At 60.7% G+C, this 22,470-nt stretch carries 18 protein-coding genes; 5 read left to right on the top strand and 13 right to left on the bottom strand.

What is annotated here, in order from left to right:
• Positions 1 to 592: 592 nt before the first annotated feature.
• The 3 genes from EH165_RS00555 to EH165_RS00545 all read right to left on the bottom strand — a co-directional run bounded on the left by EH165_RS00555 (position 593) and on the right by EH165_RS00545 (position 2,957).
• Positions 593 to 1,159 (bottom strand): DUF6518 family protein, encoded by a 567-nt coding sequence (locus EH165_RS00555; RefSeq protein ID WP_124797567.1) that lies wholly within the window; start codon positions 1,157 to 1,159, stop codon positions 593 to 595.
• 107 nt (positions 1,160 to 1,266) lie between these two features.
• The gene (locus EH165_RS00550; protein ID WP_124797566.1) at positions 1,267 to 2,373 is read right to left on the bottom strand and encodes a hypothetical protein; all 1,107 of its coding nucleotides are present in this window, start codon (positions 2,371 to 2,373) and stop codon (positions 1,267 to 1,269) included.
• Complete coding sequence (locus EH165_RS00545; RefSeq protein WP_206426025.1) at positions 2,370 to 2,957, bottom strand: RNA polymerase sigma factor; 588 nt, start codon at positions 2,955 to 2,957, stop codon at positions 2,370 to 2,372. Before EH165_RS00545 ends, EH165_RS00550 begins: the two co-directional genes overlap by 4 nt.
• Before the next feature lie 840 nt (positions 2,958 to 3,797).
• On the opposite strand from EH165_RS00545, the gene EH165_RS00540 reads away from it, so the two are divergent.
• From EH165_RS00540 to EH165_RS00525, 4 genes are all read left to right on the top strand, one after another.
• The gene (locus tag EH165_RS00540) at positions 3,798 to 4,028 is read left to right on the top strand and encodes a hypothetical protein (protein WP_124797564.1); all 231 of its coding nucleotides are present in this window, start codon (positions 3,798 to 3,800) and stop codon (positions 4,026 to 4,028) included.
• A 109-nt stretch (positions 4,029 to 4,137) separates the two neighbouring features.
• Entirely contained in the window at positions 4,138 to 5,490 is a 1,353-nt protein-coding gene (locus EH165_RS00535) for an IS256 family transposase (protein ID WP_206426162.1), read from the top strand.
• 1,704 nt (positions 5,491 to 7,194) lie between these two features.
• Positions 7,195 to 7,410, top strand: coding sequence for a recombinase family protein (locus tag EH165_RS15585; protein ID WP_239020631.1), 216 nt, complete (start codon positions 7,195 to 7,197; stop codon positions 7,408 to 7,410).
• Between the two features lie 34 nt (positions 7,411 to 7,444).
• On the top strand, positions 7,445 to 7,936 hold the full coding sequence (locus tag EH165_RS00525; RefSeq protein ID WP_124797562.1) for a hypothetical protein: 492 nt from the start codon (positions 7,445 to 7,447) through the stop codon (positions 7,934 to 7,936).
• Between the two features lie 150 nt (positions 7,937 to 8,086).
• Here EH165_RS00525 and EH165_RS00520 read toward each other — a convergent pair whose 3' ends face one another.
• Positions 8,087 to 8,704, bottom strand: coding sequence for a maleylpyruvate isomerase N-terminal domain-containing protein (locus tag EH165_RS00520; protein WP_124797561.1), 618 nt, complete (start codon positions 8,702 to 8,704; stop codon positions 8,087 to 8,089).
• Positions 8,705 to 8,785: 81 nt separating this feature from the next.
• A complete protein-coding gene (locus EH165_RS00515) occupies positions 8,786 to 9,217 on the bottom strand; it encodes a protein-tyrosine phosphatase family protein (RefSeq protein WP_124800205.1) in 432 nt (143 codons plus the stop codon).
• A 239-nt stretch (positions 9,218 to 9,456) separates the two neighbouring features.
• Between EH165_RS00515 and EH165_RS00510 the strand changes: the two genes are divergently transcribed.
• Positions 9,457 to 10,248 carry a DnaB-like helicase C-terminal domain-containing protein gene (locus tag EH165_RS00510; protein ID WP_164479034.1) on the top strand — a complete coding sequence of 264 codons (792 nt, stop codon included), beginning with the start codon at positions 9,457 to 9,459 and terminating at the stop codon, positions 10,246 to 10,248.
• 418 nt (positions 10,249 to 10,666) lie between these two features.
• On the opposite strand, the gene cydC is transcribed toward EH165_RS00510, so the two are convergent.
• The 8 genes from cydC to EH165_RS00470 all read right to left on the bottom strand — a co-directional run bounded on the left by cydC (position 10,667) and on the right by EH165_RS00470 (position 22,438).
• Positions 10,667 to 12,400, bottom strand: a complete 1,734-nt coding sequence (cydC, locus tag EH165_RS00505) for a thiol reductant ABC exporter subunit CydC (protein ID WP_124797559.1) — start codon at positions 12,398 to 12,400, stop codon at positions 10,667 to 10,669.
• Positions 12,394 to 14,142 carry a thiol reductant ABC exporter subunit CydD gene (cydD, locus tag EH165_RS00500; RefSeq protein WP_124797558.1) on the bottom strand — a complete coding sequence of 583 codons (1,749 nt, stop codon included), beginning with the start codon at positions 14,140 to 14,142 and terminating at the stop codon, positions 12,394 to 12,396. Before cydD ends, cydC begins: the two co-directional genes overlap by 7 nt.
• Positions 14,142 to 15,164: a cytochrome d ubiquinol oxidase subunit II gene (gene cydB / locus EH165_RS00495; RefSeq protein ID WP_124797557.1), complete on the bottom strand. Its 1,023-nt coding sequence runs from the start codon at positions 15,162 to 15,164 to the stop codon at positions 14,142 to 14,144. Before cydB ends, cydD begins: the two co-directional genes overlap by 1 nt.
• Positions 15,165 to 15,186: 22 nt before the next feature.
• On the bottom strand, positions 15,187 to 16,629 hold the full coding sequence (locus tag EH165_RS00490; protein ID WP_124797556.1) for a cytochrome ubiquinol oxidase subunit I: 1,443 nt from the start codon (positions 16,627 to 16,629) through the stop codon (positions 15,187 to 15,189).
• A 190-nt stretch (positions 16,630 to 16,819) separates the two neighbouring features.
• Entirely contained in the window at positions 16,820 to 18,643 is a 1,824-nt protein-coding gene (locus EH165_RS00485; RefSeq protein ID WP_206426024.1) for a glycoside hydrolase family 13 protein, read from the bottom strand.
• On the bottom strand, positions 18,640 to 19,830 hold the full coding sequence (locus EH165_RS00480; RefSeq protein WP_124797555.1) for an ABC transporter ATP-binding protein: 1,191 nt from the start codon (positions 19,828 to 19,830) through the stop codon (positions 18,640 to 18,642). The genes EH165_RS00485 and EH165_RS00480 overlap by 4 nt, the downstream gene beginning before the upstream one ends.
• A 65-nt stretch (positions 19,831 to 19,895) precedes the next feature.
• Positions 19,896 to 20,822, bottom strand: coding sequence for a sugar ABC transporter permease (locus tag EH165_RS00475; protein ID WP_124797554.1), 927 nt, complete (start codon positions 20,820 to 20,822; stop codon positions 19,896 to 19,898).
• Positions 20,822 to 22,438, bottom strand: a complete 1,617-nt coding sequence (locus EH165_RS00470) for an ABC transporter permease subunit (RefSeq protein WP_206426023.1) — start codon at positions 22,436 to 22,438, stop codon at positions 20,822 to 20,824. Before EH165_RS00470 ends, EH165_RS00475 begins: the two co-directional genes overlap by 1 nt.
• Between the last annotated feature and the right edge of the window lie 32 nt (positions 22,439 to 22,470).

Raw genomic sequence — 22,470 nt, 5'->3', positions numbered from 1 at the left:
GGCCCGACACGCCAAGCCCGGCGACACGGTGTAAAGGAAGTCGTGTCGTAGCGGCCGGCGGGTCAACTTCCCCGGTCCCAAGGGTCTCCGAAAATTAGCTGGTCGCTGGATCTGAAACCCGGCCCTGTGGGCAAACTAGATGTTGAAGACCAGACCGAGGACCAACTGGCCGCCATCGCAACATGCACCACAGCGGCCGGACCGCTGCTTGCTTACACCCACTCGTTCGCTCCTGCACGCTAGGCAGGATTAGATGCCATCTTCTGCTTCAGCCGTTGGTGCCGAGGTTTCTCCGGGAAGGGGTTTACCTATCGGTCACGTGATGCGGCGTTTGGTCATGCGGCGGGTGTGACGTTGAAAAGCTCGGGGACTCGGCACGCGGACACCCGGTGGGAAAGGGACATAGAAGTCTGGCTGACTCTCCGGTCCCGCCGCCACGCGAACCGAGACCACCCCGACGCCACGGGCACGTTTGAGGCAAAGGCATACGAAACGATCACCAACACCTGGAACGTCGCCGCCCGCTACAACCCCAACGGGCGGCGCACAAATGAAGCCCATGCGCATTTCCCTTGTCGTTGCGGTTAGGTGATTATTTGGTTAGTTGGTCTGACACGCCAAGTATGAGAATCGCTAGGAGTGCCATTGGGGCGGCGGTGATCAGAGTCTGTGACAACTGCTTCCAGGTTCGGCAGTTGAGAGCAACGAGAAGGACCGCGGCGGCGGCGGCGAATATGATTGGTAGTTGATCGGAGTACTCGTCGAGTCGATGCACACCATCCACTATTTGCAGGCAGATGAAGAGTGTCCCCGCCGTCGCCGCCAGCCATCCACCGCTGCCCAAACGCGATCCGGCGGCGCCGAGGAAGAATCCTCCGACTACGCCGACACTGCACCACATCAACACTTCCAGCAGGCTGAAATCGTCATTGGTGCCGGGATAGAGCAGGTGATAAACTACGACTTTGCTCACGTAGAACGCTACAACGCTCAGCGTTAGTGCCACTGCGCCTCGTATCGCACCGGCCCTGAAAGATTGGCGTGCCGAAACCAGTGCCACCATCAAGGTCCACAGCTGGAGAGTGTGGGCAAGCGGCCGCAACACCGTTGAGTAATAGCTGATAGCCCCGAACACTCCAACCAGAATTGCAATCGCCATGGCAAAGACATCGCCGCGGGTAGGGCGCCATGCCCTGGAAACTGTTGCAGGGACGATCGCTGGGCTAGGTGCGTATGGCTCAATTCGTGTTGGCCTCGCATATTCGATCAATTCGGTACCTGCCCGGAGCTACCGACGACCTGCGCTGTGACCGATGAGTAAGTGATGGTGGAACCGGCCGGCACTCCGTCTCGGTCCTGGGTTAGAACTTGCCGTTGGCCGATGTAGGTTCCAGATGCCACGTCGACGATGACGTCTTGGCGAACGTCGCCGTCGTCATATCCGAGTGCGGTCCCGATCTGGCCGTCCAAGTTGGCCGTGCGCTCTGTTATTGCTAGTCCCGGGATCATCGCCATGGCCTCAAACAGCACTGATTGTACTTTCGAAGGCAGTGCCCCGGACCCGAGAGCATCGGCTGCATACGCCAACATCGTTCCCGACGACTTGCCGTTGTCCGGGATGTCAGCTTTTAACCGGGCAAACATCGCTGCCGCATCGGAGGGCAGTGAGTCAATGAACTCCTGGGTCGGGTTAGCCCAGCTCCCTGGCGCAGTACACTCGGCGCGGCCTTCGCCTTCAGCGGCGAAATCACCGCAACGGGCCCGCATAGTGGATGTCGGCCAGGTGCCGTCCACTGGCACACCCGCGGCTTTGGCCTCATCCTCGGTGCCGACCAGCCACGTTCGATTATTGGTCTGCTGACGGATTTGCAACCACTCCACGTTTGTGTCGGCCGGAATCCACGTCTGCTCAAGGTTCTCATTGAGGAAGATAAAGGCACCATTGAACGCTGACCACCACACACGTTGCTGCACAAGTTTGAACTGTCCAGCAGCAGGTTCGGTGGCCGAACGAAGCACAGCATCACTGGTCTGACTCAAAGCCTGCTGCGCTTCTGCGCTTGCTGCGAACGAACTGCCACCCCAATTGACAGCAGGAGCCAACACGCCCCCCACCGCAAGAATCACCGCTGCCGCCGCTACAAGCCAACCGCGGCTCGCCCGGCGGCGACTCACCGTTTCCGTGAGCTCAGTTGCAGTAAGCCGACCTCCTGCCGAATATCCCACCGAAGCATCCCGGGCGGTTTGAAGCACCGCGGCGCGGACGGCAACCAATACTTGCCGATCCGGGACTCTGTCTGCGCTCAGATCCTGAAGAGCTTCATCCAACTCCGACTCACTCCAAATCATGGTGACCGAATTATCCTGACTCATGACTTCTCCCCTACTGATGTTTGTGACTTTTCAAAGTGATGCCCGGATCGGAGTTGCCGCCGTACCCGATGCATCCTGGATCGAACAGTGCCCACTGGAATATCCAGCGCTGCAGCTACCTGGTTGCTGTCCAAACCGGCCCAAGCGGTCAGCAACAACACATCCCGGTCACCTTCTGAAAGGTCAAGCAACGACCCCGCCAGCTCACGACAACGTCGATCCGCCTCCACCCGCGAAACGGCCTCATCTCCCAGGTCTGGACCTAACTCGCGCTCAAAGAAGGCGACCCTGGCGAACGCTGACAACTCGCGCTGCTCCTGGCGCCAATGCCTACGCAACAAGTTCGATGCGATTCCGAACAGCCAGGCCCGTGGATCAGCCAAATCAGGGTCATAACCAGCACGACCAGCGATCGCAGCGGCAAAAGTTTCAGACAGCAAATCATCAGCAACAGCACCCACCCGCCTAAATAAGTATCGATGCACCCCCTCCGCGTACGCATCGAACAAGCCAGCAAAAACCACCACCGGGTCGCCGCCCCTCACATCCACCAGCGAACCGCCATTCACTAATCCCTTTTCCACCCGAACTCCCATACCTATGTATTGCCCTCAACCCCTAACCACGTTCACGACCAACATTGACCCGCAACTCCCGGGCAGAAAGGGTCCCAGCTTGAACACGGAGAATGGGACGGGCCTCGTACTAATTATCAAAGAACCCGCCCACCCACCCCATGTGGCAGATGGCGGTCAAGGGCAGGGCCTGGCGAGCCAGGGATTCGTCAATCTCGCCGATACCCGGCCCCGCTCGGCCACATTTGGCACAGTCACCTGACCCCCGTGAAATCGTCCGTAAAAGATCGTAAACGTTCCATTCACGTTGTGATGTAACACAACTCATGTCCGCATGACACCGGAGGTTTCGTTACAGTGTCCGCGTGACACGAGTTCCTTTACACCGTGTCACGGCGTTCGGCGTGTCTGGCCAGGAACCAGTAGGTCTCGTAGAGCGAGCTCGGTGCGGTCCGCCACGTATAGCACTCGGACAGAACATCAGAAGCCGATTTTCAACCGAACCAAGCGAAAAGGCTACTCATATGGTTCGCTACATCCTGTGACTGACCAGACTGCGATTCCACCACACCTCGCAGAAGCGAAACGTACTGCAGAGCGCTCGGGTCTCATTGGGTCTATGGATTTAACGGGTGTTTCGACCTAGCCAGCGATGCGCGGGATGCTTCTCTGGACTCGAGTGGCCAAGTAATAGATTCAGCCATTGACTGGTCAAAACGAGGAGCGGTTACCGGATGCCCTGCGTCCGTAGAGGTCGGCTGCCTGCTGGGTGGCGCCGCTGAATTTACCGGGGGTATTCTTGCCGGGTAGCAGAAGGCGCCCATAACTACCTCCAAGAATAAGGTGAAAATGTATGAATCGAACGCCAGGTTCTGGGCCCGAGCAGTAGCCGCATGGGCGGCAGGACTTATTGTTTCGGCGGCCTTTGCATTTTTTTTGCAACATAAAACAACTGGAGCTGTAATCAGCTTTGCAATTATGTGGTCCGTCGGTATCGGCGTCTTATTTGTTTGGAAGTGGAAGAACCGAAGTTCGATGGAAGATAGAAATGAGAAAGAAGAGGGCAGTCGATTCGATTGACGGTTCGTTCTTCATGTTGATAAACCTGGTTCATCATCGCGGACGAGGGTGTCAGATGGTTTGTGTAAGGGGGTGGGGTTCCTGATCGAAAGCGGTGACACTGATGACCATGATTGACAAGGAAGTACGCGAGTCCCGGCGGCGTTCTCAGCGTGAGGGTGTGGCTGCTTTGGAGGCCACTGGCGCGTTGGATGACTTGTATGCGCGCATCGATGCTGGTGATGTCCAATTTGATGGCCGCGATGGTTTGATTCAGCAGCTGATTAAGGCTGGGTTGGAACGCGGGTTGGAGGCGGAGCTCAGTGGCCATGTCGGCTATGACAAGGGTGATCCCGATGCCAGCTTGTTCCCCAATTCACGTAACGGCTCTTTCCCTAAAACGGTCGCTACCAGCGTCGGCGATGTGGAGCTGTCAATTCCGAGGGACCGGGACGGCACATTCACCCCGATGTTGGTCCCGAAAGGGTCCCGCCGGGTGGGGGGCCTCGATGACATGATCGTGAGCCTGTATGCCGGCGGGATGACGGTGCGGGACATTGAACATCACCTGGTGTCCACGATTGGCACTGAGATCAGCCGGGAAACGATCAGCAAAATCACCGACGAGGTCCTGGACGAGGTGTTGGCCTGGCAGCAACGGCCGTTGGATTCGTTCTACCCAGTGATCTACCTCGACGCCCTGCAAGTGAAGATCCGCGACGGCGCCCACGTCCGGAACAAAGCGGCCCATATCGCGGTCGGCGTCGACATGGACGGGGTGAAACACGTCCTCGGGATTTGGGTCCAAGCCACCGAGGGCGCGAAGTTCTGGGCCGGGGTATGCGCACAACTGGCTAATCGCGGTGTTCGTGATGTCCTCATTGTGTGCTGCGATGGCCTCACCGGTTTCCCCGAGGCCATCGAGGCGACCTGGCCGGATTCGCTGGTCCAAACCTGCGTGGTGCACCTGATTAGGGCCGCAATGCGGTTCGTTAACTACAAAGACCGCAAAAGCGTCGCTGCCGCTTTGAAACCGATCTACCAAGCCGCCGACGCCGACGCCGCCAAGCTGGCGTTACAGGAATTCGGGTCCTCTGAACTGGGCCGGGCAAATCCGCACACGGTTCGGGTGTTCAGCGATGCGTGGGAAAAGTTCATTCCATTCCTTGCGTTCCCGCCGATGCTGCGTCGCGTCGTTTACACCACCAACGCCATCGAGTCATTGAACTATCAACTGCGGAAAGTGACTAAGAACCGTGGCCATTTCCCCTCCGATGACGCCGCCGTGAAACTGCTCTGGCTAGCGATCTGCGACATCGAAGACAAACGGGCCCGCGACCGCCAAAAGGAGAAGGGACGAAAGAGAGGAGAGAAACGCAAAGCTGAAGGACGCATCGTCGAAGGACAACTAACCACCAACTGGAAACAGGCACTGGCCCAACTCGCCATCGCCTACCCCGACCGCATCAACCCCTACCTATAACCACCTAACCCACCACCACTTACACAAACAACTTGACATGCTCTCGCGGACCCGCAGCCACCGCAACACCCGCCGCAGCGGCCAAACCAACTATCAACGCGGCCGGCTTCTTCACGCTTACTCGTCTGCTCCAGTGCCCAAGACAGGATTAGATCCCATCCTCTGCTTCAGCCTCTGGTGCTGATCAATATTTCGCGCAGTCAGAACCAGAAGCATCGAGACAGCTACCAAAAAGCTGAACACAAGCCAGTTACCCATGATCGAACTGACCAGGCCCAGCACAAACGCAACGAGGCCAACCAGGTACACCACCCGAGCCCGCGGGTGCGCAGGTACAACGTTACGAAGCCACCGCCGCAAGTGGCTATCCCCCTGTCAGCCCGCGACCCGACCCCTTGCATTGGATGACCGAACCCCTCTGTGCAGCACTTGCTAAGAGGTCGTTGATTAACCACCTACGGCCGAACAAATCTCCGCCACAGCTCTTCAGTTCTCCGTCGCTACTTGCTAGTTTTTGGATTGCCTTCTATAAAAACGGGCCGAAGTACCTGAGATAGTTTGACCAGGCGAGATGCCCAGGGAACAGGCCCGAAAGTGCAGCACTGAGTCGGAGCCGAAGCACTCGCCGAACAAATCACAACTTAAGACGAACATCCAGCATATTCGGAGCGCTGGCGTTACAGAGAAGTTCTCAACTCGCAGATCACCCGGTCAGCCAACAATGTCTCATCCACTGTTCGGGGCGTGATCATCAACCCTGCGCACCGCAGCCATTCAGCTCAGGAACGCGACCTGCACACGTCGATGGTCGAAACTAGCGGGCTGATCGTGCGAGACTGCAGCACATAGTTACCCGCCTGCTAAACGCAGCATGGAAGCTACCTGGCCCGCGACCTTATCGACCTTCGGGACTACGAAGCGCAGTACGGTGCCGTCTGCCATGACAAGCCGCAATCTACACCTGACGGCGCCCCCAAAGAGGTTTGCGCCCCGTCTGGCAACTCCCACCGACATGACCGAGTCGCAGCTCCATGAGTGGGCTTTCAAGCCAAACCAAGACTCGACACTATTCGGCTGGAACACGACGCGACCGTTGGTCAGAAACAGATTGCCCCCTCGCGCAATCCCGCGGTGGACAAAATTCGCTGGCACGCGCAGCATGACTGTCTCGCCTGGGGCAAGCGTTGGTGGCGGCCAGCTAAGTCTGATCATGCCCAAGAGCATGCCACTTCGGTTTCCGGGGTCAAGCCCCGCTCGGACTACTGGCCTGCCCAACGCCGTAACAGACAGCCCATTGTTGTCTCACAACCCGTGTCCGCATGACCCCACTTTTGACCATTCGTACACGGCATGCGGACACTGGCAAGCACTGGATCGTTACCGTTACAACATTCAAGCCATGCCATCGCCGCAGGTCGATGTTGTAACCCAACCCGTGTCCGCGCCTATGCCACGCACTCCCCCGTCTGCGATACATCAAACAGCCGCGAATCGGCTACGGACGGGTCTCCCACCCGCGACCAACACCCAGAAGCCCCACATGACGCCCTCTCCGCGGCCGGCTGTAATGAGATCTACCTCGACAAAGCCAGCGGTAAACTCGCCCGCCGACCGCACTTGGACAGAGCATTGCTGCCGGCCAATCGCGCCGGCGACTAGATCGTCATCACCAAACCCGACCGGCTCGGCCGATCCCTAGACCATTTGCTCGAACTGTCCAAACAACTCCAGAATCGCGGAATCGACCTGGTCGTTCTGGACCAAGGCATCGACACCTCCACCTCCGTCGGCCGAATGTTCTTCCAAATACTGGGCTCGATAGCCGAGTTCGAACATGCCCTGATGTCAGAGGGAACCCGGGACGGCCTAGCCGCGGCTCGGTCTCGACATGTGGCCGGGATCGACATACTTGGGGTGTGACCGCCGACACCTCGACTTTCGCGCTACACATTCGATGCGGCAGGGAACCGTCGTAGACGGCAACGTGTCCCGCTACCCTGAATCGCATTTTTTCGACTTCGTCGTCGATGACCAATCCCAGTTGCAGCGCTTTACGCAGGGCAACCTGGTCACCGGATTGAACCGACCTTGGCTTTTGTCGGTTTCGGACACTGTCGACGAGCTCACCGTACGTCGCGCGACGCCGGGTCTCGCTGCGGGTCGGGTAGCCCTATTGGTGTGCGGCGAATGCGGGGACCTCGGCTGCGGTGCCGTGACCGCATCGATTCGAATAGATGACGATACAGTCACGTGGACTAATTTTTTGTGGGAAGACGGCTACTCCGAACCATCTACCGTTACAGGTCCTTCCTCTGCGATGACGTTCAACCGAAGCGACTACGAAGGAGTGCTACGCGGGGCGTACGAAAAAGTCGCAGCGTTGCCCTACAACGAGTTGGACGATCGAGGGAGAAAGTCCCTGTGGCCTTGGCAGTGGGGTCGGTAACTTCACTCTCGATCTAGGTAGTAACTTCTTCGCGGCGCACTCTGGCGTCCTCTCACCTCCGATGACCTGGACATCAAAGAAGCGCCCGGTACGCGGGGGGAAGAAATGGAAGTGCGCCCGGCTAGCGATCGGTGACCGGACACCGATACGTCAAAGAACCGAGTAGCCGGCTGGCAAAGAACTACGGCCGGTCAAGGCGAGCAGTGCCGCGGACGCTGTTCCCTGCGCTGCCGCCAGACCACCGATGACCGCGAACGCTTCAGCGGCGGCCGCCTGGGGGACGTCTGCGGTGACGCCGAGGGCGGCGGCCAGGTCGCAGGTATGCACCGTCAGCTCGAGAGTGCGGGTCGGGAGGTAGCCCTCCAGGGTCATTGTCCCGAACGGAGTGCGCACCAGGGCGGTAGCTGGAGCGGCCCAAACCAGCTCTGGTACCCGGAGCACCAACGCGCTCAGCGTGGCGAGAGGATCCGCGCCGAGGGCAGCGCCGGCGTCACGTCCACGCTGGGCCACTGCTGCGGTGTCAGCCAGGGCACCGGCGGTGGCCAAGTAATAGGCGACAGCATCGGCCAGGTCCACCGCATCGGGGTCGGAGCTGGCGGTACCGAGGTAGGTCTCGACCGTCGACAGCGATCGACTGGTGTGCCCCAGCAGGTCACGCACGGACCATTCACCCAGGCCTGGGGAATCGTAGTGACCTGTTGCGCAGGCACTAACTTCCAGGAACCGGTGAGCGGCACTTCCGAAGGCTTGAGCCGCGGGGGTGTCCATCAGCTCAGCATCGCAGAAGCGGGTCTTCAACGTTCCGTACGGTCCGCCGTCACAGTCGCCCATCCCTGACCGGAACGCCGTCTATGGTTCTAACCGGGTGACGTAGCGGTACTGCCATGGCGTCTCGACCGCCTGCCGGTGGTAGCCCTCCCGAACGTAAGCGACCGCCTCGCCAGGGGCCACGCCGTCCAGTATTGCCAAATAGGCTAACGCTGTGCCAGTCCTGCCAAGTCCCCCGCCGCAGGCAATCTCCACCCGCTCGTTGGCGGCGCGGCGCCATGCCAGCCGCATGATCTCCTCGGCGACACCGCGGTCGTGGGGCAGCCGGAAGTCTGGCCAGCGGATCCATCTTGATTCCCACTCCACCTGCTCCGGGCGGCTGCGACGCAGGTAGACCCCGAAATCGGGCAACATCCCGGCGGGGAGCGATCGACGCAGTCCACGGCCACGCACAAGCGGGCCAGACGGCAGGGACAAGATCCCCGGTGCGCCCGCGGTCCACGTTCTCACCATGCAGAAACTAGTCCTGGCCATCGGCTTACGGGATAACCCCGGAAGCACGGCCAGATGGTCGCAGGAGGGGTGCGCTCACTCACGCTGTTGCGTCTGGCGGCACAGAACCAATCCCTTTCTCGCCGAAGAGGAACTTTTGAGAGCCGAAATTAAAATCATGTCTGCCTGCGATGAGGTGCGTTTCCCATTCGACGAGAGCCTCGTTACCAGGCAGTTCTAGGACGGCGTTTGCGGCAGAGGTGACAGCCTCGGTCGCCGCCATTGCGCGCGATAAACACCACAGCGAGCACGCCATCGGGACCGGTCTCGATCACCTCGATGACCTCACCGGCGGGTTCATTCCGGGTTCGGTATGGGTCCTGACTGGACCCAGTGGAGTTGGTCGATCCACGTTGGCCCTGCAGTTGTCTATCCACGCCGCCGAGCAAGGCGCCTCCACCTGGTTCGTCTCAGCGATGATGCCTGCTGAAGAAGTCGGCATCAGAATGCTTCGGCAGCACACCCAGTTGCGGTCACGGCACTTCGGCCAACCGGACCGAGCCGACAAAGGCAACTCGCGGCTTTGCTCCGCGGTCACGCATTTAAGTGAACTTCCGATCTATAGAGAGGATTCGAGTGACGAGCCATTCAGCGATTCAATTGTGGGGCTGTTGACAGCACCGATTGACCGGCGTGTCTTAGTCATCGACGATATCGACTTCTACGAAGACCAAAGCAATTACGGCACAGGCTCAGACGAAACACCATCTCGACCAGACAATATATTGCCGGAGCAGCTGCGCGTGTGGGCCGTCCGAAATGGGTCGACCGTGATGGTCACGAGGCCGACCACCCATACGAGGAAACAATTTCGTCAGGATATCCCTGCGGAATGGCTGAGGGCCGCTGACGTGGTCGTGCACATAGACACTGTGGGCACCCGAGACCCGCACATCGACAAGGCAGTTTTCGACAACACTCTCGCTTACATGTCTGCGCTGAAAAAACGGGCGAGGACCCCGCGCGGAACTGGATCTTGCCTTCGTGGCTAATCGTTTTTACGTTCTCGAACGGGGGTGAATTCCAGTTAGCACCACTGCCTTCGCTCATCCACCGGCGTACGTCACAGTGATGCCGTGGCATCAGTGTCCAAGCACGCATAGAACCCGACGCGGCGTAGCGCTCTGCGCGGCAAAACATGGAGGCCCGAGCTCAACCACGGGGGGAGGGCCTCGCAGCAGCCCTCAAGCCGGAAACTGGCCCAAGCCGGGCTAATGCTAGGGCCTCGACAGCGGGAGACCCCGCCACTACGAACGAAGAGCGGCCCAAAAAGTGTGGACCGCGCTGCGCGCGCCCCGAAAAACGTTGGGGCGCAATTATTTGGCTGGGCCGATTTCGTCGTATCGGTCTAGCAGCTGTGCGGCTCGCCGCCAAGACGAGCGTTCAAGCGGGAGCACACGACCGAACTGATCACCTCGAGTGCCCTGAAACCACACCCCCACTCATTCGCACCACGACATCCGCCGCTGCCGCGTCGGCTTCCCGGTGCGTCACTAGCAACACGGCCTGACCATTTTCCCTGCGCCCCAACAACATCCGGCTCAACGCCGCGGCTGTCGGCTCATCCACATGCGCAGTTGGCTCGTCCGCCAAAAGCACCGGCCGGTGAGAAAGCAGCGCTCTGGCCAACAGCAACCGCTGCCGTTCCCCACCAGAAATACTGATACCTTGCTCACCCATCTGCGTGTCAAGCCCACGTGGAAGAGTTCCGAGCCACTCCCCCAACCCTGCTTCGCGCATCGCAGACGCCACCTCGACGTCATCGGCGTCAGGCCGCGCGAAGCGTAGGTTTTCTGCCACCGATGTCGCAAAAACATGCGCGTCTGTCCCCGTCCAACCCATCAGGTTGCGCACCTCTTGCGGCTCGTACTGGGACGCATCCTGCCCGTCGATAATGATCGTGCCGGCAGTGGGACGGAGGAATCCGAGAAGTACTGCAAGCACCGTCGACTTGCCAGAACCCGAAGGGCCGAGCAAGCAGGTGCTGGTTCCAGGGCGCAGCACCAACGACACGTCACTGATGGCGTCGCGGTCGGTCCCAGGCCATCGCGCGCTGACGCCGCGCATTTCGATGAGCCGTCCTTTACTGTTGGCAGGCAACGGTTTTACAGACAGAGCAGACGCGGGCATCGGGTCTGGGGTGTCTAACACTGCGAGTACCCGCACGGCAGCGGCAGTGGCTTTGGACAACGCCGATGACGCGGTGCCGACCGCGGTGACCACTTCCACGAGCGCGAGCGGTGTCAAGGCCACCACCGCAAGCAGCACCGCTGGCAGCTGGCCTGCCGACACCTGCGGCGCGGCTGCAACGATAGCGCCGATACTGGCCAGCCCCATGAGGCCGACGGCGCTGCCAGCTGCGATCCCCGCTTCCCTCGCTCGCCGCTGGCCACAGGATGCCGCCCGCTTCTCGTGCTGCCGCAACGCATCCAGCCGAACTCCCATGGCGCCCAACAGGTTCAGCTCAGTACTAGCAGCAATGGTGTCGGCGACCAGTGCGTCCCGCTCGGCGCGGTTGCTGGCCGCCACCGCTTCTGTGTCCTTGCCGCGGCGCACCAACCAGATCGGAATTAGCACGACGGCCGCCACCAAGCAGGCCAACAATACTAAACCCGCACTAGGCAGGATCAGGAAGAACAGCCCGGTCGCGCCACCGCACACCACTGCTGCCCCGAACAGCGGCAGTAGCCCGCGCAGTAGCAGATCCTGAATATCGTCGACGTCGGTAATGGTGCGGCCCAACAGGTCTGATCGACGCCACAGAGGTAGCCCCGCTGGCGCCACCAGCGCCAGCCGCGTCACGATCGCGACGCGCAGGCCTTCCAGCACCCGCAGCGCCGCCTCGTGGGAGGAAAGTCGCTCCAAATAACGCAGCACACCGCGCGCAATACCGAAGGTACGTACGCCAACGATCGCGACCATCAGCGTCAGAATCGCCGGATGCTGCGCCGCTCTGGAGATGAGCCACGCCGATAGCGCCATCAAAGCAACGGCGGAGGCCGACGCCAACGCTCCCAGCATCCCCGCCGAGAGCAGGCGAGCCCACTGAGGGCGGGTCAGCGCGAGGATCCGCAGCAGCGGGTTCCCGGTCGGTGGCGCCAGTTGCTGTTCGGCGCGCCGTTCAGTGTCAGGTGTTATCACCATGAGGCCACCTGCAGTGGCGGGTCCTGTAGCGCCGCCTCGTTCAGCGCCGCCTGATTCAACGCCGCCTCATTCAGCGCGATGGCTGGCTCCGTGTAGTCGCTACCGATTTCGACAACACTGTTCGCCACCTGCATCGCCGCGAGTTGGTGGGTGACGAGCAACACCGTGCGGCCAGCCAAAACCCGTTGCAGCCCTGCGAGAACACGCTGCTCGGTCGCGCCGTCCAGCGATGCTGTCGGCTCGTCCAGTAGTACCACGCACGCCCCACTCGACAACGTCCTCGCCACCGTCCGGGCAAGCACCACCCGCTGCCGCTGCCCAGCAGAGAGTCCACCCCCATCCTCCGTCAGGAGGGTCTGGGCGCCGCGCGGCAGTTCGCCTAGAAAGTCCACGGCCGCCGCGTCTAGCGCCGTGCCGAGAACCTCGTCGCTGCAGTTGTTTCCCAGCCGCACATTGTCGGCGATCGTGCCGGCGATCAGAAAGCACCCTTGGGTGGCGACGGCCAATTGCTGAACCCACGCATCCGGATCAACGTCGACAAGATTGATCGACTCAGCACCATTGCACAGCAACACTTTCCCGTGATCAGGAAGTAACTGGCCAGCGATCATCATGAGGAGCGTGGACTTGCCCGACCCGCTCGGTCCCGTCAACGCTGTGATGTGTCCCGGCCGGAGCGTGAGATCCACGCGGGCCACCCCGCCGCGTTCGCCGAAGTCGATACCGGCCCCCGCTACTCTAATCTCAAAATTCTCCGGGAGATCAGTGATGCTGCCGCGCACTGGGAGCGGCATCTCGAGGACCCGCAGCGCACTCTCCACTGCGGCAACCCCATCGGCGGCGGCATGAAATTTCGCGCCCAACGCGCGGAGCGGGAAGTACGCCTCCGGGGCCAGGATCAAAACTGTCAGGCCCACCTGCAGGCCAACGGATCCACCGACCAGCCGAATGCCCATCGTCACAGCAATGAGTGCGACCGATAGCGTCGCGAGGAGTTCCAGCACCAATGACGATAGGAACGCCACCCGGAGCGTCACCATCGACGCTCGGCGGTATTCGCCGGTCACGGCGCCGACCGCAGTGGCTTGAAGTTGCGCTCGACCGTACACTTTAAGGGTTGGCAAACCCGCGACCACGTCCATAAAGTGGTTGGACAACCGTTGCAGCACAGCCCATTTCGCCGTTACCTGCCGGTCGGTGTACCAACCGACAAAGGCCATGAAAACCGGAATCAGCGGCAGTGTCACAGCGACGATGCCCGCGCTGATCAGATCTTGGGTGGCGAGGTAGACGACCATGGCGGCGGGTACTAGCGCCGCCAGCACCAGCTGTGGCAGATAGCGAGATAGATACTCCTGCATGGCATCCAGGCCGGAACCGGCAACGGTAGCCAGCCCACCCGACTGCTGCTCGCTACGCCACCGTGGGCCCAATCTCGACGAATGGAGTACCAGATCGCGGCGGATCTGCGCCGTCACGCCCTGCGCCATCCGGCCCGCCACCTCCTCGGTCGCAGCGGCCACCAAGGCTCGCACCAGGACCACCACTCCCAACGCCACCAGCAAGCCGCGAACCATGGAAAGCGTTGCACCGTCGATGATCAGCGCTGTCAGGATCGAAGCCAGCAACACGGCCTGCGCGATAATGGCGATGGCCGATAACACGCCAAAACCCACTGACACCGCGAGCAACGTCCGGGTTCCCCGGGCGTACTGCAACAACCGTGGGTCCAGCGGTTTCATCAGCCCTGTACTTTTGCGGCCAACTGTGGCAGCGGAATCTGCTGAGCGGAAATACGTTTGCGGAATACCCAGTAGCTCCAGGCCTGGTAGGCGAGGATGAACGGAAGCATGACTACCGCAACCCACGTCATGAGCTTCAGCGTGTACGGGCTCGACGATGCGTTCTGCACCGTCAGGCTCCACGCCGCGTTGGTGGTGGATGCGATCAGGTTCGGGTACATCGCCGCGAACCAACTCACCACGACCGACAGGATCGCTCCGGCCGTCGCTACGAACGCCCAGCCGTCCCGATGTGCTTTAGTGGCAACCACTCCTGCGACCAGCGCGCCCAACGCGAGCACGGACACCAGTGCGGTCACGATGTTGCCGCGCTCGAGCTGCAGCCAACCAGCTGCGGCCACCAGAATTACTGCGGTACCAACCCCAGCGCGTTCTGCAAAGGCTTTCGCGCGGTCGCGAACTTCGTGTCGAGTTTTGAGCGCCAAGAAGATCGCCCCGTGGGTGAGAAATAGGCCCAGCGTCAACAGACCCAGCAGTAGGGGGAACGGGCCGAAGAGTCCGAAGAACCCTCCGGTGTACTCACCCGCCTCGTCAAGCGGCATTCCGTAGATCATGTTGCCGAAGAGCACGCCCCACAAAAATGCTGGGCCCCAGGAACAGACCTGGATAGCGAGATCCCAGTTGGCACGCCACTTGTCTGTGTCGCCCTTGGCCCGGTATTCGAAGGCGACGCCTCGCACAATCAAGCACAGCAGGATCGCCAGCATCGGCCCGAACATGCCCGACAACATGGTGGCATACCAGTCGGGAAACGCGGCAAAGGTGGCACCGATAGCGGTGATCACCCACACCTCGTTGCCATCCCAGAGCGGGCCGATGGTGTTGATCAACACCCGTCGGCCGCGCTCGTCGCGGCCGACGATCCGCAGCAGCGCTCCCACGCCGAAGTCGAAGCCTTCCAGAATGAAATACCCGATCCACAGGACAGCGATCAAGATGAACCACACCAGTGACAGTTCCATGACGATCTTCTCCTCGACCCGCCTAGTAGGCGAAGGTCAAAACCCTGTTCTCATCGGATGTGTGGGCATTTGGGTCATCAGGATCCGGTGGGGGCAACTTCTCGATACTGGCGAGCGCCTCCTGCGCACCGAGTGGGCCGACCTGGACGTACTTGACCATGAGGCGCACCTCGATCAGCGCGAGCACCCCGTACACCGCCGTCAACAACATGAGCGATGTCAGCGCGGCGCCCGTCGTTAGAGTTGGCGACACCGAATCCGCCGTTTTGAACAGTCCGACGACCGTCCACGGTTGGCGGCCCATCTCGGTGAAGATCCACCCGGTCGAGTTGCCGATCACCGGCGCCGCCATCGACAGCATGGCTAGCCGCCACACCCAACGCTTCTCGGGGAGGCGGCCGCGCCTGGTCATCCACAAACCCACGATCGACAACGCCACCATCGCGAAGCCGGCGCCCACCATCAACCGAAAGTTCCAATATGTCAACGGTATGTTGGGGCTGTAATCGCCTGGGCCGTAGAGCTTTTCGTACTGAGCTTGGACATCATTGATGCCTTCAATGGTGCCGTTGAAATCACCCGTACCCATGAAGGACAGCAGACCGGGAACCCGAATGGAGAAGGTTTCTTCCTTACCATCCAGCGTTCCGATGCTGAATACAGAGAAGGACGCGTTCGCCTGAGTCGTGTACTGCGCCTCGGCGGCAGCCATCTTCATCGGCTGCACCTCGGTCATGATCTTGGCCTGCATATCGCCCGTGATCACAATCCCGATGGAGCTGACCAATAAGAACCACAGCCCTAGCCGCATAGAGGGCTTGAACACTGCAAGATCGCGCTTACGCGCCAGGAAGTAGGCGGATACCCCCACCATAAAGATCGCGCCGGTGGCGACGCAGGCGACGATGACGTGGCTAAACGTGACGAGCTGCAGCTGTTGGAAGAGCACTGCGCCGATGTCGTTCAACTTAGGCCGGCCGGACACTGCGTCAATTTGCACGCCCACCGGGTGCTGCATAAAGGAGTTGGCGGCCAGGATGAAGAACGCGCTCGCCGTGGTGCCGATGGCAACGAGCCACATACACATGGCGTGCAACTTGGGTGAGAGTTTGTCCCAGCCAAAGATCCAGAGGCCGAGGAAGGTCGACTCGAGGAAGAAGGCGATCAACGCTTCCATCGCCAACGGCGCCCCGAACACATCGCCAACGAAACGCGAGTAGCTGGACCAGTTAAGGCCGAATTGGAATTCCTGCACGATGCCGGTGACGACGCCGATGGCGAAGTTGATCAAGAGCAATTTGCCCCAGAACTTAGTAGCCCGAAGGTAATCCGGGTTGCGGGTCCGGACCCACGCCGTCTCCAGGATCGCGGTCAGGAGCGCGAGTCCGATAGTCAATGGCACAAAGATGTAGTGATAGACGGTGGTGATGCCGAATTGCCAGCGGGCAATGCTGAGCGGGTCCACTATGGGTTCTCCTGCTGCGATAGACAAGGCGCGAGTACTTCCACGATCCACTGTCGTCGCCCTCGCGCGAGGCGCGTAGGGCCTTAGGTCCCAGATGCTGGCGCGTAGGGTGGGACCTCGATCACAACCGCATTTACGCCTTCTGGGGCCAGCGCAGCAAGCAGACGCGAGACTGGGGCGCGCGTGCGGGTCAGGTCAGCCGCCAGATTCCAACCCCTGGGCCCTCTCCCGGGATGAGAACCCCTGAGCCGTCAACAACGAGGCTCACCTCGCCGTAGAGCGTCTCGGCCGACTGGTATACAAGACCACCGGGCAGCAGTGCGCCTTGCCAGCGAGAGCGGGCCACCACCACCAAAATTCGCTCGTCAGCGGTCTCTCGCAGGTAGCCAATTGCGTCATCGGTCTGCACCACCCACCGCAGGCCGCCCCTGCGCAGGGCCGGATGTGCGTGCCGAACCGCGATCAAATCGCGGTACACGGCGAGCGTTTCCTGATCCCAGTCCTCCGGGCGATCCCAGGGCATCGTGCGGCGGGAGTCTTCCCCGTTGGTTCCTTCAAGCCCAATTTCATCGCCCGCGAACACCATCGGGGTGCCGAGGTAGGTGAAAAGTAGGCCGGCGGCAACACGCACCATTTCGGGCGTGCCGGCGATGGTACGGATCCGTGCGGTGTCGTGGGAGCTAGCCAGATTCCAGTGCCGGGCAGCGACTTTCCACGGAACGGCCGCAGCGAACTCGCGCATGGTGGCGACGGTGCTCTGGCCGCTGCGCCGAGCGGTGCGATTCGGATTGCCCTGCACAGATTTCTCGTGTGCCGCCGATTGCAGCCACGACCACACCGGGCCCGCGAAGCCTGCATAGTTCATAGAGCCCTGCCACCCGGCGCCGTCAAGGTCCGCCGTGAAGTCGCTGGTGTATTCGGCGATCAGTACCGAATCGGGGCGAACTTCGTCGAGGGTGCGGCGAATTAGCCTGGCGACCTCTCTGCCGTGGTCGTATTCACCCTGGCGGCCCGTCATGTTGGCGACGTCTATCCGCCAGCCGTCGAGGTCGAATGGCGGCCGCAACCACCGTGACACCACCGAGTCACCGGTGCCGAACATCCTGTCCCGCAACTCCTGTGAGGCGAGGTCGAATTTTGGCAGGCTGGGCACACCGAGCCAGCTGATGTAGTCCCCGTTTTTGTCCATGTAGTAGAAGCTGCGCTCCAGTGCGTCGGGTCCCTGCTTGGCCAACTCGAACCACGGGTGATCGTCGCCGGAGTGGTTCGTGGTGAGGTCGCCAACGATGTGTAGGCCGCTTTCATGGCACGCGCGGGCAAGCCGGGCGAGGGCGGCGTCGCCCCCTAGCAGCGGGTCTACTTCCGCGAAGCTGGACGCGTTGTAGCGGTGGTTGGACCCACCCGGGAAGATCGGCGTGAGATAGAGCGCCGTGACACCCACACTCTTGAGGTGGCTGAGTTTGTTACGGATGCCGTCAAGGTCGCCGCCGAAGAACTGCAACGGGGTCTGCGAACCCTGGTGGATGACGGCATCATCCCACTCGGCCGGTACAGCCCAACCAGGCAACTCTCGGGACGCACCGCTGCGCGCGAAACGGTCCGGGAAAACTTGGTAGACCACGGCGTCACGTGCCCAGTCGGGGCCGGGATCATGGGTGGTGAGCCGGAAATCGTGCGCGTCGGGGATGTCCCGGTAGTGCTCCCCTGTTCCGTTCAACCAGGAGTACCCCTGCAAGCCGCGGTCGAGCTGAATCCGGTAGCGGGTGTCCGGGTTGTGAACTTCGACGTCTGCGGTGAACCAGTCCTCGTGATCGTCACCGCCGTCCCTCTTGGCCTGCACCAATGTCGGCTCGGCGTCCCGGATCGCTCGGATCCGAACGGCGTCCACCCCGGACCCGGACGGTACCCGCACTCTGACGGGGACGCGATCTCCGAGCCGCGGCGTGGAGTCACCGACGTAGAGCGACGAGCCATCGTGATGAGGGCCGAGCCGAGCTGCGATCGGGGGGATCAAGTGTTGATCGAGTTGCTCGTGGTCGCATCGAAGAAGTGCAGCCTCTCGGTGTCAACGACGACCTTGATGTCGTCGCGAGAGCGGACGCGTGAGCGCGGCGCGAAAGAGGCCACCCACTGCGTCCGGTCACTGCCGATTACCCCCACATCCGCCCCACCCAAGTTCTCGGCGAGCAGCTTGGTGTCCTCGGTGACAACCTTCTCGATATCGGTCTCGAAGTGAACGACGATCTCAGAGCCCAGTGCCTCGGTGAGCACGACCTTGGCGTCCAGCGTCTCGGTGGCATCCCCGCGCACTGATGCATCTTCCATGTCCTCGCTCCGAAGGCCCACGATGACCTCGTTGCCCACGTGGTTCTTGAGTGCCGGCTTCGCAGCGATAAGTTCCGGCGCCAAGGTCAAAGTCGCCGAACCCATCTGCAGCGTGTAGTTATCGCCGTTGCGGCCGATCCGGCCCATCCCCATGTTCATTGGCGGGGAGCCGATGAACCCGGCAACAAAGACGTTGGCGGGGTTGTCGTACAAGTGCTGGGGGGCCCCAACCTGCATCAGCAGGCCGGATTTAAGGACAACCACTCGGTCCCCCATCGTCATCGCCTCGATCTGATCGTGGGTGACGTACAGGGTGGTGACGTTCAGATCTTGCTGAATACGGCCGATCTCGGCGCGCATCTGAACGCGGAGTTTGGCGTCAAGGTTCGAGAGCGGCTCGTCCATCAGGAACACCTGGGGTTCGCGAACGATGGCGCGACCCATCGCAACACGTTGGCGCTGGCCGCCAGACAGTTGTTTGGGCTTGCGATCCAGCAGCGGAGTCAGTTCGAGCATGTCGGCGGCTTTTTTGACCCGCCGTTGGATCTCGGCCTTCTCCATTTTTCGGATCTTCAGCCCATACCCAATGTTGTCGCCCACCGTCATATGCGGGTACAGCGCATACGACTGGAACACCATCGCGATGTCTCGGTCTTTCGGCGTCAACGAGTTCACCACCTTGTCGCCGATGCTTAAGGTGCCGCTGCTGATGTCCTCTAGACCTGCGACCATCCGCAGTGCCGTGGACTTACCGCAACCGGACGGTCCGACCAGAACAATAAACTCGCCGTCGGCAATATCGATGCTGAGATCTTGAACAGCGTGAAAACCGTTCTCGTACACCTTGTTGATGCGGTCCAAAGTCACGGGAGCCATCTAAGCGTCCTTTTCTGTGCTGGGTGTGCTGAGCAAAGCTGCTGTCGTGGACATCGCAAATGCGATCATCCCTTGACCGCGCCGGCGGTCAAACCACTGACGATGTACTTCTGCAGGTACTGGAACAGCAACACGATGGGGATTGCTGTGATGACCGCCCCGGCCGCGAACATGCCGAAGTTGGCGTTGCGTTCGTTGGCGACCATCCCGTACAGACCGACCGCTACCGTCTTCTGCGTGGGCTCTGTGAGGAAGACGCTGGCGATCAGGAACTCGCTGATCGAGCCGATAAACGCTAGTAGACCGGTGATCGCAATGATGGGGGTGATCAACGGAAAAATGATTCCGAAGAAGATCTGAACATGGGTCGCGCCGTCGACGGTGGCGGATTCGTCCAAATCCTTTGGCACGGTGTCAAGGAAGCCCTTGATCAGCCAGGTGGTTCCGCCGAGCGCACCACCCAATCCGAGCAGCACCAGCGCCCACGGGGTGTTAAAGCCAATCACGGGATACAGGTCCGTAATGGTGGCAAAAATGAGGTACAGCGACACCAGCGCAAGGAACACTGGGAACATTTGAATCAGCAGCACCGCAAGAAGCCCTGCGCGCCGACCTTTAAATCGGAAACGGGAGAATGCGTAGGCGGCGCAGGTGGACACGAAAATCGAGGCCACCGTGGAAACCACCCCAATGATCAGGGAATTCCGCAACCACAGCCAGTAATCGGTTTCGTTAAAAAGCCTGCTGAAGTTGTTGAAGCTGGCCCCCGTGGGGATAAGCGTTGACGCAGACAGCGTGCCGAGCGGATTTAACGCTGCCGAGACCAAAAACAGAATCGGGAACACGGCGAAGAAGACACCGACGATAGCGACGAGGTGGCGCCATCCGGTTCGCTGGAACCAATTGCCTCCGGCCCTGCCGAGATAGACGGGCGCATCCTCCCGCGGTGCCGCGTTCTTCGCGAGGGGGCTGGCGCCGGTGATCTGGGTCATCAGTTGATCTCCTCAAGTGCCTTGGTCCGTTTGAATCCGATGAACGATACGGCGGCGACGATGATGAAGATCAGAATCGAGATCGCCGCTGCGAGGCCGTACTGGGCGCCTTGGCCGCCGAATGCGAGCCGATAGGTGTAGCTGATGAGCAGGTCGGTCGCCCCCACCGTGGGGTTGTCGGCAGGGAATGGACCACCGCCGCTGACCAGGTATATCGCGCCGAAGTTGTTGAAGTTGAACGCGAAGGTGGCAATAAGCAAGGGCGCCACCGCGACCAAGAGCAGCGGGAAGGTGATCGTACGGAAGGCGTAGAACGGCTTGGCGCCATCCACTCCCGCTGCTTCGACGAGGTCGGATGGAATGGACTGCAAAGCCCCGGTGCACACCAGGAACATGTACGGATAACCCATCCAGAGCTGCACGATGAGAACCGCCGCGCGCGCCGCCCACGGATTACCGAACCAGTCAATGTCAGTCCCGAAAAGTTTATTAATCAGGCCGTAGTCGGTGTTGAACATGTCGCGCCACAGCAGCAACATGGCGAATCCGGGCATGGCATACGGCAAGATCAGGATCGACCGGTAGATCTTCCTACCCCTGAGCTTGTCACTATTCATCACCATCGCCACGCCCAAACCGAGCGCGAAGGTGGAGGCCATCACCAAGAGCGCAAACGCAAAGTTCCAGAGGATGACCTGCAGGAAGTACTTGGCAATCGATGGATTGGTGAACACGTCGACGAAGTTCTTCAAGCCGACGTTAACCTGCCATCCCTGCGGGAGAAAAGCGCCTTTTGCGTCTTTGAAGTAGCCGTCGGTGTCGTCTGCGGCCCACGTCTGACCGGAGATGGAGTCCGTGATGGTGTCCGTCGCGGCATCGTATTTGCGGGTTGCGCCGCCCTCGAACGCACTGCTGACGCCCTTGGCGATAATGGCGCCATTGTCGGTGGGCACCACCAACGCGGTGATGTCTGCTTGACGGCTGGCTGCCTTGCCGAGGTTAAGCACCGTGTAGTCGCTAGCAGCCAGGATTTTGCCCGACGGCGACTGGGTGACCGCACTCTTGTCCAGCGGGGCAACGCCCTTGGCGGTGCCGACGAACGGGTTCCCGTCTTTATCCGCCAGAAGGAAGGCGATGTCGCCCGTATTCTCATCGCCGCTGACGCCGATGGAAAGGGTGTACGTTGCGCCGCCTTCGACCTCTTTTACCGAGGTCGATCGAATCGAGACAATGGCATCTTCCTTGGTACCGCGGTGCCCATCACCGAAGTTCGTGAATGCGGTGGTGATCGTGTAGACGATGGGCAGAACCTGGAAAATTGCCAGGAAGAGCGTTCCCACTACCAAGTATTTGGCCGGGATGAGCTTCGGCGTCAAGTAGATATAGAACAAGGCCGCGGTGGTGAGCACCACCAGGATCACACCGAGCCAATTTCGGCGATCAATCAGCGGCAGCATCGAGAACACCGCGATGGCGGCGACGACGCCCAACAGCATTATTTTGACGATAGTTCCAAGCGTGGAGCCCCGTTTTGAGGCGACGCTTAACCGTTGTTTCTTGGGTGGCCGGCCACCTTGAGTGGGTGTCGACGTCGTCGATGCGGACTGCTGAGCCACGGGGCGCTCTCCTGTGAACGATGTAGGACGGT

The organism is Nakamurella antarctica, assembly GCF_003860405.1.
GTDB lineage: Bacteria > Actinomycetota > Actinomycetes > Mycobacteriales > Nakamurellaceae > Nakamurella > Nakamurella antarctica.
This window is presented reverse-complemented; position numbering and strand designations above follow the sequence as displayed.

Coding starts and splice junctions, on each gene's coding strand:
- EH165_RS00555 (WP_124797567.1), bottom strand. CDS start 1,159: ATGGCGATTGCAATTCTGGTTGGAGTGTTCGGGGCTATCAGCTATTAC.
- EH165_RS00550 (WP_124797566.1), bottom strand. CDS start 2,373: ATGAGTCAGGATAATTCGGTCACCATGATTTGGAGTGAGTCGGAGTTG.
- EH165_RS00540 (WP_124797564.1), top strand. CDS start 3,798: ATGTATGAATCGAACGCCAGGTTCTGGGCCCGAGCAGTAGCCGCATGG.
- EH165_RS00535 (WP_206426162.1), top strand. CDS start 4,138: ATGATTGACAAGGAAGTACGCGAGTCCCGGCGGCGTTCTCAGCGTGAG.
- EH165_RS00525 (WP_124797562.1), top strand. CDS start 7,445: ATGCGGCAGGGAACCGTCGTAGACGGCAACGTGTCCCGCTACCCTGAA.
- EH165_RS00520 (WP_124797561.1), bottom strand. CDS start 8,704: ATGGACACCCCCGCGGCTCAAGCCTTCGGAAGTGCCGCTCACCGGTTC.
- EH165_RS00515 (WP_124800205.1), bottom strand. CDS start 9,217: ATGGTGAGAACGTGGACCGCGGGCGCACCGGGGATCTTGTCCCTGCCG.
- cydC (WP_124797559.1), bottom strand. CDS start 12,400: ATGGTGATAACACCTGACACTGAACGGCGCGCCGAACAGCAACTGGCG.
- cydD (WP_124797558.1), bottom strand. CDS start 14,142: ATGAAACCGCTGGACCCACGGTTGTTGCAGTACGCCCGGGGAACCCGG.
- cydB (WP_124797557.1), bottom strand. CDS start 15,164: ATGGAACTGTCACTGGTGTGGTTCATCTTGATCGCTGTCCTGTGGATC.
- EH165_RS00480 (WP_124797555.1), bottom strand. CDS start 19,830: ATGGCTCCCGTGACTTTGGACCGCATCAACAAGGTGTACGAGAACGGT.
- EH165_RS00475 (WP_124797554.1), bottom strand. CDS start 20,822: ATGACCCAGATCACCGGCGCCAGCCCCCTCGCGAAGAACGCGGCACCG.